Source organism: Streptomyces sp. NPDC001002 (assembly GCF_053599215.1).
Genome location: NZ_JBSFLV010000041.1, coordinates 1 through 13,386, shown reverse-complemented (window position 1 = coordinate 13,386; position 13,386 = coordinate 1). Strand labels below are relative to the sequence as shown.

The 13,386-nt window shown below is 70.3% G+C and carries 11 protein-coding genes and 1 pseudogene; 5 read left to right on the top strand and 7 right to left on the bottom strand.

Annotation, left to right across the window (positions count from 1 at the left end):
* Window positions 1–14: 14 nt before the first annotated feature.
* The 5 genes from ACWDR3_RS20115 to ACWDR3_RS20095 all read right to left on the bottom strand — a co-directional run bounded on the left by ACWDR3_RS20115 (window position 15) and on the right by ACWDR3_RS20095 (window position 5,197).
* Window positions 15–830, bottom strand: coding sequence for an HAD family hydrolase (locus tag ACWDR3_RS20115; RefSeq protein ID WP_450353854.1), 816 nt, complete (start codon window positions 828–830; stop codon window positions 15–17).
* An 88-nt stretch (window positions 831–918) separates the two neighbouring features.
* Window positions 919–1,947: a LacI family DNA-binding transcriptional regulator gene (locus ACWDR3_RS20110; RefSeq protein WP_450353853.1), complete on the bottom strand. Its 1,029-nt coding sequence runs from the start codon at window positions 1,945–1,947 to the stop codon at window positions 919–921.
* 54 nt (window positions 1,948–2,001) lie between these two features.
* Window positions 2,002–2,883, bottom strand: a complete 882-nt coding sequence (locus tag ACWDR3_RS20105) for a carbohydrate ABC transporter permease (RefSeq protein ID WP_450353852.1) — start codon at window positions 2,881–2,883, stop codon at window positions 2,002–2,004.
* On the bottom strand, window positions 2,880–3,866 hold the full coding sequence (locus ACWDR3_RS20100) for a carbohydrate ABC transporter permease (protein WP_450353851.1): 987 nt from the start codon (window positions 3,864–3,866) through the stop codon (window positions 2,880–2,882). The genes ACWDR3_RS20105 and ACWDR3_RS20100 overlap by 4 nt, the downstream gene beginning before the upstream one ends.
* A complete protein-coding gene (locus ACWDR3_RS20095; protein WP_450353850.1) occupies window positions 3,863–5,197 on the bottom strand; it encodes an ABC transporter substrate-binding protein in 1,335 nt (444 codons plus the stop codon). Before ACWDR3_RS20095 ends, ACWDR3_RS20100 begins: the two co-directional genes overlap by 4 nt.
* A gap of 219 nt (window positions 5,198–5,416) precedes the next feature.
* On the opposite strand from ACWDR3_RS20095, the gene ACWDR3_RS20090 reads away from it, so the two are divergent.
* Window positions 5,417–7,435: a beta-galactosidase gene (locus ACWDR3_RS20090; protein WP_450353849.1), complete on the top strand. Its 2,019-nt coding sequence runs from the start codon at window positions 5,417–5,419 to the stop codon at window positions 7,433–7,435.
* 54 nt (window positions 7,436–7,489) lie between these two features.
* Window positions 7,490–8,647: a glycoside hydrolase family 53 protein gene (locus ACWDR3_RS20085; protein WP_450353848.1), complete on the top strand. Its 1,158-nt coding sequence runs from the start codon at window positions 7,490–7,492 to the stop codon at window positions 8,645–8,647.
* Between the two features lie 60 nt (window positions 8,648–8,707).
* Here ACWDR3_RS20085 and ACWDR3_RS20080 read toward each other — a convergent pair whose 3' ends face one another.
* A complete protein-coding gene (locus tag ACWDR3_RS20080; protein ID WP_450353847.1) occupies window positions 8,708–9,910 on the bottom strand; it encodes an FAD-dependent oxidoreductase in 1,203 nt (400 codons plus the stop codon).
* 78 nt (window positions 9,911–9,988) lie between these two features.
* The gene (locus tag ACWDR3_RS20075) at window positions 9,989–11,236 is read right to left on the bottom strand and encodes a carboxylate--amine ligase (RefSeq protein ID WP_450353906.1); all 1,248 of its coding nucleotides are present in this window, start codon (window positions 11,234–11,236) and stop codon (window positions 9,989–9,991) included.
* A 226-nt stretch (window positions 11,237–11,462) separates the two neighbouring features.
* Here ACWDR3_RS20075 and fahA point away from each other — a divergent pair, with 226 nt between their 5' ends.
* The 3 genes and pseudogenes from fahA to ACWDR3_RS20060 all read left to right on the top strand — a co-directional run.
* A complete protein-coding gene (fahA, locus tag ACWDR3_RS20070) occupies window positions 11,463–12,710 on the top strand; it encodes a fumarylacetoacetase (protein ID WP_450353846.1) in 1,248 nt (415 codons plus the stop codon).
* A 30-nt stretch (window positions 12,711–12,740) separates the two neighbouring features.
* A complete protein-coding gene (locus ACWDR3_RS20065; protein WP_450353845.1) occupies window positions 12,741–12,938 on the top strand; it encodes a hypothetical protein in 198 nt (65 codons plus the stop codon).
* Between the two features lie 8 nt (window positions 12,939–12,946).
* Window positions 12,947–13,312 (top strand): annotated as a pseudogene (locus ACWDR3_RS20060) (M56 family peptidase); the annotation flags it as partial.
* Window positions 13,313–13,386 lie beyond the last annotated feature (74 nt).

The window sequence follows — 13,386 nt, the reverse complement described above, 5'->3', positions numbered from 1 at the left end:
GCCCTTCGGGCCTATCAGGGGCGCTGTGGGAATAGTCGTTCCAGGACTACGGCGATGCCGTCGTCCTCGTTCGACGTCGTCACCTCGTCTGCCACCGCCTTGAGTTCGGGGTGGGCGTTGGCCATGGCCACTCCGTGGGCGGCCCAGTCGAACATGGGGATGTCGTTGGGCATGTCGCCGAAGGCGATCGTCTCGTGCGGGCCCAGGCCCAGGTGGCGGGCGGCCAGGGCGAGGCCGGTCGCCTTGGTGACGCCGCATGGCTGGAGTTCGACGGTGCCGGGTCCCGACATGGTGACGGTGGCCAGTGAACCCACCACTGTGCGGGCCGTCGTGGCCAACTCGTCGTCGGACAGGTCGGGATGGCGCAGCAGCACCTTGCTGATCGGTTCGTGCCACAGGTCGTCGCGGCGGCCGACCTGGACGGCGGGCAGGGTGGGGTGCGGCATGAGGTAGCCGGGTTCGATGAGCGTGAGTCCGTCGACGCCGTCCTGGTCCACGGCCGCGTACACCTGCCCGACCTCCGCCTCGATCTTGCCGAGCGCGGTCTCGGCCAACTCCCGGTCCAGGGTGACCGACCAGAGCAGCCGGTCCGCGCCGGCGTCGTACACCTGCGCGCCCTGCCCGCACACCGCGAGCCCCCTGCTCCCCAGGTCGTCGAGGAGCGGTCGCACTCTCGGGGCCGGCCGTCCGGTCACGACGAGATGGCGGGCCCCGGCGCCGACCGCCCGCGCGAGCGCGGCGAGAGACCGGTCGGAGAGGGTGTCGTCGCCCCGGAGCAGGGTGCCGTCCAGATCCGTGGCGATGAGTGAATATGCGAGGGGTGCGGCCATGATCAGAGAATACGGATGGAAAGCCCGGCTAACTCGACGCGAACCGGACGGTTGCTGACTACATGTGCGTGGACAACCGGAGTTCGGGTCACGCCGACTCCCTGATCACCAACTCCGTCGGCAGCAGCACCCCCGCCGTGTCCTCGCCGGCGATCTGCGCGAGCAGCATGCGGACCATCTCGGCGCTGATGCGGTCGTAGGGCTGGCGCATGGTGGTGAGCGCCGGGGTGCCCGCGGTGGCCGCGGCCGAGTCGTCGAAGCCGCCGACAGCGATGTCATCGGGGACCGAACGGCCGGACTGCTGAAGGGTGTTGACGACGCCGAGGGCCATGAGGTCGGAGGCCACGAACACCGCGTCGATGTCCGGGGTCCGGTCCAGGAGTGCGCGGGCGGCCCGCTCGCCGCCGGTGCGGCGGTAGTCGCCCTCGACGACGAGTGCCGGGTCGTAGGGCAGGCCTGCCTCGGTGAGGACGTCGCGGTAGCCGGCCAACCGGTCGGGACCGCCAGCGGTGTCGAGCGGTCCGGTGACCATGCCGATACGGCGTCGGCCGCGGGAGATGAGATGGCGCACCATCTCCTGGGCGCCCTCGCGGTCGGCCGCCGCCACGTAGCTGACCTTGGAGCCGAGGCCGACCGGTTTGCCGCAGGCCACCAACGGGATGCCGGCGTCGCGGAGTTCGGCCGCGACCGGGTCGCCGCTGTGGTTGGAGACGAGCAGGACGCCGTCGACGTGACCCGAAGTGATGTACCGGGTGAGACGGCGCCGGTCGTCCTCGGACGAGGCCAGCATCAGCAGCAGCGGGATGTCGTGCCGGGCCAGGTGCTCGGTGCAACCCCGCAGCAGCACATTGAAGTTGGGGTCCTCGAAGAACTTCTCCTGCGGCTCGGTGAGGAGGAACGCCACCGAGTCCGACCGTCCCGTACTCAGGCTGCGGGCATGCCGGTTGACGACGTACCCCGTCTTCCTGATCGCCGACTCCACGGCGGTGCGGGCGGCCGGTGAGACGTAGTGGCCCCCGTTCAGGAACCGGGAGACGGTCCCCCGGGAGACCCCTGCCTCCCGGGCCACGTCGTGGATGGTGGGCGGTTTACGGCGTCCGTTCGGACTGGTGGCCATGTTCCTCGTTCTGCCGGTTCAGTGCGGTGGGGGGAGGTACTCGCTACATACTTCTCACGCCTTGACCGAGCCGCTGAGCAGATCCAGGGACCAGAAACGCTGGATCACCAGGAAGAGTCCGATCAGCGGCAGGATCGCGAGGAAGCAGCCCATGATGACCAGGGTGTAGAGGGCGGGTTGGGAGGCGCCCTGGTTGAGCAGGGTGTAAAGGCCCAGCGTGATCGGGAACTTGGTGTCGTCCGCGAGCATCACGTACGGCAGCAGGAAGTTGTTCCAGATGCCGACGAACTGGAACAGGAACACCGTGATGAGGCCCGGCATCATCATCGGCACCGCGATCCGCGAGAAGATCCGCCACTCGCTCGCGCCGTCCATGCGGGCCGCTTCGAGGAGTTCGGCGGGCACGGAGGCGGCCGCGTAGATGCGGACGAGGTAGACGCCGTACGGGGAGAGGATCGACGGCAGGAGCATCGACCAGTACGAGTCGGCCAGGCCCAGCTTCGAGAGGAGCAGGTACTGCGGGACCGTCAGCACGATGCTCGGGACCAGGACGCCGGCCAGCATCAGCTTGAAGACGAACTCCCGTCCCCGGAAGGCGAATCGGCCCAGCGCGTAGCCGCCGGCGGCCGAGACCGCGGCGGAGAGCAGGGCGCCGCCGCCCGCGTACAGAAGGGAGTTGGCCATCCACTCCCAGTAGATGCCGTCCCGGTAGGAGCTCAGCTCCTTGAAGTTGTCGAGGAAGCCGGTGCCGGGGGCGAAGGTGAAGGTGGAGAAGAGTTCGCCCTGGCCCTTGCTCGCCGCGATGACCACCCAGACCACGGGGATCAGGCAGTACAGCGAGCCGATGATCAGCACCACGGTGGGCACCCAGGCGGTGCGCCTCGGCTTGCTGAGGCCCGGGCGGGCGTCGGTGGCGGTGAGGGTGAGGAGGGTCATGCCCGGTCCTCCCGGGTGTAGCGGTCGGAGACGCGCAGCAGCGTGAAGGAGAGCGCGAAGGTCGCCAGGGCCAGCACCACGGCGGTGGCGGAGGCGCCGTAGATGTCCGACCTGAGGAAGGCGGCGTCGTAGATGGCCATCAGCGGACTCCAGGAACTGGAGAGGCCGTTGGTCAGCGGCTTGAGCGCCATGGGCTCGGTGAAGACCTGGAGCGTGGCGATGACCGAGAAGAAGAACGTGAGCACCAGGGACGGCATCACGATCGGGATCTTGATCCGCAGGGCGATCTTCAGGTCGGACGCGCCGTCGATGCGGGCGGCCTCGTAGATCTCCTGCGGGATCGAGCGCAGGGCCGTGTAGATCACGATCATGTTGAAGCCGGTGCCGCCCCACACCGCGATGTTCGCGAAGGACAGGTACAGGTTGCCGCCGTCGAACAGGTCCGGCTGCGGGAGGTCGAACTCGCGCAGGAGGTAGTAGAAGGGGCTGACCGTCGGCAGGTAGAGGAAGCCCCACATCAGGGCCGCGATGATGCCGGGGACGGCGTACGGCAGGAAGATCGCGAGGCGGGCGAACTTGGCGCTGCGCGCCTGCGGGGTGTCCAGCATCAGCGCGAAAACCAGCGCCAGACCGAGCATCGTGGGGATGACGATCAGGCCGTAGCCGAAGGCGCGCAGGACGCTGTGGCCGAACTCGGAGTCCTCGAAGACGGCGGTGTAGTTCCCGATGCCGTTCCACACCTGCTCGCGGGCGCCCTTGCCGAGGCCGATGCCCTTGACCTGGACCTTGTGGAGACTGAGCCACACCGCGTACCCGATCGGCACGACGGTGAAGGCGGCGAACAGGAGCACGGCCGGTACGAGGAACCAGTACGGCGCGCTGCGGCCACGACGGAGGCGGCGGGGGCGGACGGAGGTGGCGGTGCCGTCCGCCAAGGGCCCGGCCGTCAGCCGGTCGGTGCCCTTGAGCGGAGTGCTGGTCATGCCTCGGTCACCTTGAAGCCCTGCTTCTTCATGTCGGTGAAGGTCGCCGACTGCATGGTGGCGAGCGCGGTGTCGAACTGGGCGGCCTTCTTCGCCTTGGTGGCCTTGCCGAACGCGTCGCTGAAGGTGTCGTAGGCGACCTGGACGTTCGGGCCCCAGGCGGACGCGGCCGTGGTGGCGGCGATCTTGGCGGCCGTGTCGTAGAAGTCGGTCTGGTTCGGGAAGAACGCGGGCGGGGTGAGCACCGCGCCGGACTGGCCCTTGGTGGCCGCCGGGTAGATGCCGGCCTCCTTGACCAGGGCGGCCAGCGCCTCCGGGTCGGTGTTCAGCCAGTTCGCGAACTTGGCCGCGGCCTCGGCGTGCTTGGAGTCGGTGGAGATGCCGGTGGAGGAGCCGCCCCAGCTGCCGGTGACGTCCTCGCCCGCGCTCCACTGCGGCAGCGGCGCCATCCGCCACTTGCCCTTGGTGTCGGGGGCCGAGCCGACCAGCACCCCGGGCGCCCACACGGCGGAGACCCAGGCGAGGTGGGTGCCCTTGTTCAGGGCGTTGTTCCAAGCCGGCGTGTACATGGGCTGGTTGTCGATCGCGCCCTCCTGGACGAGACCGCCCCAGAAGTCGGCGACCTTCTTGGTGGCCGCGTCGTCGATGCCGACGGTCCACTTGCCGCCGTCGCCCACGGTCCACCACTTGGCGCCGGCCTGCTGGGACAACCCCGCGAACAGACCGGGGTCGTTGGAGGAGAACGTCGTCAAGTAGGCGTCCGGGACGGCCTTCTTGGCGGCGCGGGCGGTCTTGGCGAAGTCGTCCCAGGTCGCCGGGACGGTCAGGTCGTGCTGCTTGAACAGGTCCTCGCGGTAGAAGAACATCAGCGGGCCGGAGTCCTGCGGTATCGCGTAGACCGCGTCGGTGCCGAGCGTGACCATGCCCCAAAGGCCCTCGGCGAACTGGGACTTGGCGGACTTCGCGTACTTCGAGATGTCCGCGAGCACGTCGTTGGAGACCAGCGTCGGCAGCGACTGGTACTCGACCTGGATCAGGTCGGGGGCGTTGCCCGCCTTCTTCGCGGTGATCAGCTTGGAGACGATGTCCTTGCCGGCGGCCTGCTTGGACACGGTGACCGTGATGTCCGGGTTCTTCTTGTTCCAGATCGCGGCGACCTTGTCCATGTTCGGCGCCCAGGCCCAGTAGGTCAGCTTGACCGGCCCGCTGCTCTCGCCGGAGTCGTCGTCGGAACCGCCACAGGCGGCGAGGGTGCCGGTGAGGCCGACAGCTGCTGCCCCGGCGAGGATGCTGCGCCTGCTGAGTTGATGGCGGTGGATCGACATCTTCATCTCCCCTGACTGAACGGCTCTGGTTGAACGGCTCTGGCTGAACGGGCCTGACCGAACGGGCTCGACCGAACGGCTCTGTGATCGTGCACAGTAGAGAAGTGTTTCGGACCCTTGTCAATGGATGAAGCCTGGGGTTACCTACCTGTTGTCGACGAACAGACCGACGAATGGCACCCTCGGTTGGCTATGTGCACGATCACAGAAACAGGAGCGAACTCCATGCCGTCCCCCGCCCCGCACGACCGCCCGCCGCTCGCCTTCGGGGGTGACTACAACCCCGAGCAGTGGCCACCGGAGGTGTGGGCCGAGGACGTCCGGCTGATGCGCGAGGCCGGGGTCACGACGGTCTCCCTCGGCGTCTTCTCCTGGGCCCGCATGGAGCCCCGACCCGGCGAGTACGACTGGGAGTGGCTGGACACGGTCATCGCCCTGCTGCACGAGGCCGGCATCGCGGTGAACCTCGGCACGCCGACCGTCGTACCGCCGGCGTGGTTCTACCGGGCGCACCCCGACGCCCTGCCCGTGACCCGCGAGGGCGTCCGTCTGTCCTTCGGGTCGCGCGGCGCGATCTGCCACTCCAACCCGGAGTACCGGGCGGCGGCGGCCACGATCACGCGGGCCCTGGCCGAGCGCTACGGCAGCCACCCCGCGGTGGTCCTGTGGCACGTCCACAACGAGTACGGCGCACCCGTCCTCGCCTGCTACTGCGACACCTGCGCGGCCGCCTTCCGGGTCTGGCTCCAGGACCGGCACGGCACGCTCGACGCCCTCAACGAGGCCTGGGGGACGGCCTTTTGGGGCCAGCAGTACGGCGACTGGGAGGAGATCACCCCACCCCGGGCGACCCCGTCCGTCTGCAATCCGACCCAGCAACTGGACTACCGGCGCTTCGCCGACGCCCAGGCCCGCGCCAACTTCGTCGCCGAGCGGGACATCCTGCACCGGCTCTCCCCCGGCGTCCCCGTCACCACCAACTTCATGGTCGCCCCGAGCCAGGGCCAGACCGTCGACTACTGGGCCTGGGCGAAGGAGGTCGACCTCGTCACCAACGACCACTACCTGATGACGGACGGCCGCCGCACGCACGTGAACCTGGCGCTGGCCGCGGACTTGACGCGCTCGGTGGCGGGCGGTGGCCCGTGGCTGCTCCTTGAACACGCCACGTCGGGGGTCAACTGGCAGCCGTACAACCCGGCGAAGCGCCCCGGCGAGATGGCGCGGAACTCACTCGGGCACGTGGCCCGGGGTTCCGAGGGCGCGATGTTCTTCCAGTGGCGGCAGTCGCGGTCGGGCGCGGAGAAGTTCCACACGGCGATGCTGGCGCACGCCGGCAGGGACAACCGGGGCTGGCGCGAGGTCACCGAACTCGGCCGCCGTGTCGCGGACTTGGGCCGGGCCGGCCTGCAGGGCACGCGGACGCGGGGTGACGTGGCGATGGTGTGGTCGTGGGACTCCTGGTGGGCGCAGGGCCTGGAGTGGCGCCCGAGCCAGGACCTGGACGCGCGGGAACGGCTGGATTCCTTCTACGAGGCGCTGTACGACCGCCACTTGACGGTGGACTTCCTGCCGCCGACGGGGTTGGGGGACCTGGACCCGGCACGGTATCCGCTGCTGGTGGTACCGCAGTTGTACGCGGCGCCGGTCGGGGTGGGGGCCGATCTGAAGCGGTACGTGTCACGGGGCGGGACGCTGCTGGTGTCGTTCTTCTCGGGGATCGTCGATGAGAACGACACGCTGCATCCCGGGGCGTATCCGGGGGCGCTGCGGGACGTACTCGGCCTGACGGTCGAGGAGTTCGACCCGTTGCTGCCGGGCGAGACGGTGGGTGTGCGGCGGGTCGGGGGCGGCGGTGAATCCGAGTCGTACGAGGCCGATCTGTGGTCCGAGGTGGTGGTGCCTGGCGACGGATGCGAGGTCGTCGCGGTCTTCGCCGAGGGGCGTACGGCGGGCGGGGCGGCGCTGACGCGGCATGCGGTGGGGTCGGGGGCGGCGTGGTACCTGGCGACCCGGCTGACCGGCGCCGACCTCGCCTCCGTCGTCGACCTCGCCCTCGCGGACGCCGGGATCGCCCCCGGTGACCTGCCTCGCGATGTCGAACTCGTCGTACGGGAGGGCGAGTCGGGGACGTTCCGGTTCTACGTGAACCACACCGGGGGCGAGGTGAAGGTGGTGCTGCCGGACGGGGGTCGGGCGGCGGTGCCGGCGGGCGGGGTGGAGGTGTTCCGGGACCCGCGCTGAACCTCTGCTCAACTCGCTTGTTTCTTCGGTTACTTGGTGAAAGGAAGCTTCGTGATGCGCAGACGCAGTGTTCTTACGGCGGCCGGTGCGGTCGGCGCCGCCGCGCTCGCGGTGCCGGTGCTGGGCGCGGCACCCGCATTCGCCGGTGAGCGGCGCCGGTTGGAGATCCGGGGGATGGACATCTCGTCGTTGCCGAAGGACGAGGCGTTCGGCGCCGTGTACCGCCGGGCGGACGGCCGCCGGGACGATCCGATCCGCATCCTGGCGGACGCCGGTGTCACGCACGCCCGCCTCAAGGTCTGGGTGAACCCGGCCGACGGCTACAACAACAAGAAGCGGATCCTGCCGCTGGCCAAGCGGCTCCGCCGGGCGGGCATCGGCATCTGGGTCGACTTCCACTACTCCGACACCTGGGCCGACCCGGCGCACCAGACCAAACCGGCGGCCTGGGCGGACCTGGATATGGCGGGCCTGACGAGGGCGGTCTACGACCACACCGCCGACGTGCTGGGCGCGTTGCGCCGCCAGGGCACTCCGGCGGACCTGGTCCAGATCGGCAACGAGATCAACGGCGGCCTGCTCTGGCCCACCGGCAAGAACTGGGGTGACGACGCCGGGGGTTGGGGCAACCTGACGACGTTCCTCAAGGCCGGCCTCAGCGCGGCCCGCGACACCACGCCCCGCATCCGCACGATGCTTCACATCGCCTCGGGCGGCGACAACGGCACGTCCCGTTGGTGGTACGACAACGTGGTGGCCGACGAGGTGGACTTCGACATCATCGCCCAGTCGTACTACCCGTTCTGGCACGGCACCCCGGAAGCGGCGGCGGCCAACCTGGCGGATCTGGCGGCGCGTTACGGCAAGCCGGTGGTGATCGCGGAGACGGCGTACCCGTTCACGCTGGAGAGCGAGGACGCAACGAACGACATCCTGTACGACCCGTCACAGCTCACACCGGGGTACCCGGCCACGCCGGCGGGGCAGGCGGCGTGGCTGCGCACGGTCGCCGACCTGATGGCGGGCGTGCCGGGCGGCAAGGGGCTGGGCTACTGCTATTGGGAGGGCGTCTGGACCTACCGGGCCGGCGACGGCTGGGACCCGACCGACCCGACGTCCGGCAACGCGTGGGAGAACCTGGCGCTGTTCGACTTCCAGGACAGGGCGCTGCCGGGACTGAGGACGCTGGGCCGGTACCGGGGGGATTCGTAGTGCGATCGCCGGCCGGGTGAGCGGACCTGTCGGACCGTCCTCACCCGGCCGGGCTCGCGACTACCCGTGCGCCGCCGCCAGATGCTTCGCCAGTCGCGGGGACGCGAACTCCGTGCCGCACACGAACCGCATCACCGGGCCGTACGAGGACGCGGCCGGCAGGCCCGTGAAGTACAGGCCGGGGATGGACGAGACGTATCCCGCGCCCAGCTTGGGCGCGCCGCGGCTCACCGCGAGGTGGGTGCGCAGTTCGTGGCCGAGGAAGTCCATGGCCGCTATGTCGACGCGGTATCCGGTGGCCGCGATGACGTGGTCCGCGGTGAGCCGGTCGGTGCCGCCGGCGTGGGTGCGGACCGTGAGGGTGGGGGCGCCGTCGGCCGCGTCGGCGCCGACGATCCGGTCGACCTCGCTGACCTGGACCTTGCCCTCGAAGCGCTCGCGCAGCCACCAGGCGCCGAGCGGGCCGAGGACGCGGCGGACCAGGTAGTGGCGGGTCTGGGCCGGGAGGTAGCGGTAGGGCTGCGGGTAGTAGCTGAGCGCCCACAGCGACCAGGCGCGGCCGAACGGCGACTCGGGGCGCAGTTTCGGCTGCTGCCAGGGCGGTGCCCCGAAGGCGACCCGGCCGCGGCCGCGGGAGACCACCCGCACCTGCGCGCCCGCCTCCGCCGCCAGCGCCGCCGTCTCCAGCGCGGACTGGCCCGCGCCGATGACGATCAGCTCCTTACCGGCGTAGCGCGTGAGGTCGTGCTGCTGGGAGCTGTGCGAGACCGGGCCCACGGGGGTCGGTCCGTCCGGCGCGGCGGCCGCGAGCTCCGGGGGCAGTTGCTCCAGGCCGGACAGGCCGGTGGCCACGACGACCGCGCGGGCGGTGAAGGACTCGCCGGAGTCCAGCTTCAGGTCGAAGCCGCCGCCGTCGCGCCGGTCGACGGAGACCACCCGCACCTGCTCCAGCTCGGGCACCAGCTTCTGCCGGAACCACTCGCCGTAGGCGATGAAGGTCTCGACCGGGATGATGTCCTCGTCGGTGACCAGGCGGGGTATGCCCGCCGCGTCGCAGTAGTCGACGAGGTTGTGCCCGGGCTGCGGGGCATCGAAGTTGGAGGCGACCGGGGTCGACTTCAGCAGCATGCCGACGGGCATGTGGTCGCGCCAGCTGACCATGGGGTCGCCGAAGACGCGCACCGGAATGCCGCGTGCTCGCAGGTGGGCGGCGGTCGACAGGCCGAACGGCCCGGCGCCGATGACAGCTACCGGTTGCATCACGAAGTCCCTCCCCAGGACGTTCAATTCGCCACTTCGTGGCCGGCTCGGGCGGCCGGTACTGCTGACTGAGCTGGCTGGCTAGCTGCCCGAACCGGTCGTGCTGCCGCGGCGGTTGGTGCGCCACAGCTGATACAGGTGCTTCGCGCCAGGTCGCACGAAGCGGGTGAGCATCGTGAGGAACGGCAGCGGGTCGTCACCCGCGAGCCAGGCCAGCTCCGTCCCGCTCGCGCGCGCCGGTGCGTGCGGCGTCGTATAGCCGCTGCGGCGGTAGGCGAGGAGGGCGGGCAGGTCGATGTTCTCCACGATGTACCGGTGGCCGGCGCGCTGTTCCCCCTCCGGGACGGAGCGGCCGGTCAGATCCAGGTGCATGGCGCGGACCACGTCCACTCCCGACTCGCTCTCGAAGAGCCGGAACTGGGCGCCCATGCGGGGGTTGAAGTCGAGCAGTTTGTACTGTCCGTCGCGTCGGTCGAAGCGCAGGTCGAGGTCGATGATGCCGGTGAAGCCGATCTGCTTGATGAAACGCGCGGCGAGATCCGCGAGTTCCGGATTGTCGACGACATACGCGTTCGCGGTCATCCCGGCGTGCGGCGGCCAGGAGCGGACCTTCACTCCTGTGAACATCGCCAGCGGGGTCGCGTCCCGGTCGAAATAGGCGTGCACGATCCAGTCCTCGGCCTCCTCCCGCGGCAGGTACTCCTGCAGGATCACGCCAGGATGCTCGCCCCAGTCACGGGCGAGCGTGAGCAGGCCCTCGCGGGTGGCGATCCTCGTCGTGCCGTTCACCGCGGGCTGCCTGCGGCGCAGGAACGCCTCGCGGTTCTTGGCGACCACCGGGAAGGAGGCCTTCTCGGCGAAGTCCACGATCTCGTCGTACGACTGCGGAAAGGCGGCCGTCGGGCTCGGGATGCCGTGCTCCACGCACAGTTCGTGCAGGCCCTGCTTGCTGGCCAGCCGGCGGGGCAGCGCGTGCTCCACCCGCGGGAAGAGGAAGCGGCCGGCGAGTTCGTCCTGGTGCTCGGCGATCAGGACGGCGGCCTCCTCGTCCGTCGGAATCAGCACGGTGGGGCGGCCGATGCGGCGCCCGATGCGCAGCAGGCCCTCCACCAGGTGATCGGGGTCCTCCGTGCCGGTGGTCGGCCAGACGAAGGCCTTCTTGAGATAGCGGCTTGCGGCGGCGGGCGTGTAGGCGTCCTCCGTGATCGCGTACATCGGCACGCCGAGGCGGCCGAGGCTGCGTATCGCCCCCACGCCGCCGTGGTGCAGCGGATAGTCGCCGAACTTCACGATCAGGCCCGGCACTTCACGATCAGCCTCAAAAGGCACACTGGCAGCGCTTTTGGCCACGGGTCCCCCCACGCGTCCCCCCTACGGACCGGACCCACCCCGTCCGTGTCCCCCAAAGGACGCTAAGCCGGAATTGGGCCGTCCGACAAGGCCAATTCGGACATTGCAAACTCTTTAGACACTGTCAGGACAGGCAACTCAGCCGTAACGTGTGGCACGGCCGCATGTCAGAACGCGACACATGGTGAGAGTGAGGCAGCACCCCATGCCCCCCTTCGACGTCCCCGAGGGCGACCCTTTCGGTGTCCACAACCTTCCGTACGGCGTGTTCTCGCGCGCGGGATCGGAGGCCGAGCCCGCTGACGGGTCCGACGGGCGGACTGTCGGCGTCCGGCTCGGCGACCACGTCCTCGACGCGGGCGCGGCGGCCCGGGCGCTCGGTTCGCCGTACGCCGCCCTGCTCGCCCGTCCCTCGCTGAACCCGCTGCTCGCGGCCGGCCCCACGGCCTGGTCGGACGTACGGCGCGCGCTGACGGCCTGGGTGACGGTCCCGGCGCACCAGGAGACGATCGCGCCCTTCCTCCACCCGCTGTCGTCGGTCACGCTCCACCTCCCCTTCGAGGTCGCGGACTACGTCGACTTCTACGCGTCCGAGAACCACGCACGGAACGTCGGACAGATCTTCCGCCCGGACGCCCCCGACCCGCTGACCCCCAACTGGAAGCACCTCCCGATCGGTTACCACGGCCGGTCGGGCACAGTGGTCGTCTCGGGCACGGATGTCGTACGACCGTCAGGGCAGCGCAAGGCCCCCACCGACCCGGCACCCGTCTTCGGCCCCTCCGTCCGCCTGGACATCGAGGCGGAGGTCGGCTTCGTGGTCGGCGCGCCCTCCCCGATGGGCGAGTCGGTGGCGCTCGGCGACTTCCGCGACCACGTCTTCGGCCTCTGCCTCCTCAACGACTGGTCCGCACGCGACCTCCAGGCCTGGGAGTACGTCCCCCTCGGCCCGTTCCTCGGCAAGTCCTTCGCCACCTCGGTGTCGGCGTGGATCACCCCGCTGGACGCGCTGGAGGAGGCCGCGGTGGCGCCGCCGGAGCGCACGCACGCGTTGCTGCCGTATCTGGACGACGGCGCGACCGGTATCGACCCGGGCGGCTACGACATCCGGATCTCCGTCGCGATCAACGGCCATGTCGTCTCCGAGCCGCCCTTCTCCACCATGTACTGGACGGCCGCCCAGCAGTTGACCCACATGACCGTCAACGGCGCCTCCCTGCGCACCGGGGACTTCTACGGCTCCGGCACGGTCAGCGGGCCCGAGCGGTCGCAGCGCGGGTCCCTGCTGGAGCTGACCTGGAACGGCACCGAACCCCTGGAACTCCCCGACGGCAAGCGGACGTTCCTGGAGGACGGGGACGTCGTCACCCTCTCGGCATGGGCACCGGGACCGGGCGGGGTCCGGGTGGGGCTGGGCGAGGTGACCGGGCGGATCGTGGCGGGAGCGCTGTAGGGGAGGGCCGGGGGTGAAGGGGCGTCCGGTGTGACGGGGGGTGATGGGGAGTTGGGTGTGACGGGGGTCGTACGGGGCGTAGTGGGTCTTTCTCATGTCCTGACGTTCGGCTCCGGCACCGGCATACTGGCGGCGGGCGGACCGGCCGCGGGCGGAACGCGCGCCGAGCCCTTCGCCCCGTACCGCACCTCTCCTTCCTCCGACCAGGATCCGGAGCCCATGGCATGACCGATGGCATGACCGTCTGCCTGCTCCTGCTGAGCGTCGTCGCCCTCACGGCCGCCGTGCCGGTGCCGCGTGCCCTGGTGCGGGCCGGGTGGCCCGACCGGGAACCCGTGGTCGCGCTGTGGGTGTGGCAGTGCCTGGTGGCGACCGTCCTGCTGTGCTGTCTGACGGCGCTGGTGCTGGGCGCGGCCGCCGTCTTCCACACCGTCCGCGACCACGTCTTCGCACCGGCGCCGCCGGCCGTGACCGCGGCCTACGACCTGTCCGCCGCGCCGGTCTGGGCCGCCGCCCTCACCCTGCTGCTGGCCTGCGGCGCGGCCTGGACGACGGCGATGCTCGCCCGCGAGCTGGTCGAGGCGCGCCGGCACCGCGGCCAAGATCACTCAGGGGCCGGAGGGGGTCGGGGAGAACGGGACGGACGGTGAATCGACGGATCGCCTTCACATTCCAC

What these genes read in the sequence shown, in the direction of transcription:
- ACWDR3_RS20115 (WP_450353854.1), bottom strand. Translation starts at nt 830, where the DNA reads ATGGCCGCACCCCTCGCATATTCACTCATCGCCACGGATCTGGACGGC.
- ACWDR3_RS20110 (WP_450353853.1), bottom strand. Translation starts at nt 1,947, where the DNA reads ATGGCCACCAGTCCGAACGGACGCCGTAAACCGCCCACCATCCACGAC.
- ACWDR3_RS20105 (WP_450353852.1), bottom strand. Translation starts at nt 2,883, where the DNA reads ATGACCCTCCTCACCCTCACCGCCACCGACGCCCGCCCGGGCCTCAGC.
- ACWDR3_RS20100 (WP_450353851.1), bottom strand. Translation starts at nt 3,866, where the DNA reads ATGACCAGCACTCCGCTCAAGGGCACCGACCGGCTGACGGCCGGGCCC.
- ACWDR3_RS20095 (WP_450353850.1), bottom strand. Translation starts at nt 5,197, where the DNA reads ATGAAGATGTCGATCCACCGCCATCAACTCAGCAGGCGCAGCATCCTC.
- ACWDR3_RS20090 (WP_450353849.1), top strand. Translation starts at nt 5,417, where the DNA reads ATGCCGTCCCCCGCCCCGCACGACCGCCCGCCGCTCGCCTTCGGGGGT.
- ACWDR3_RS20085 (WP_450353848.1), top strand. Translation starts at nt 7,490, where the DNA reads ATGCGCAGACGCAGTGTTCTTACGGCGGCCGGTGCGGTCGGCGCCGCC.
- fahA (WP_450353846.1), top strand. Translation starts at nt 11,463, where the DNA reads ATGCCCCCCTTCGACGTCCCCGAGGGCGACCCTTTCGGTGTCCACAAC.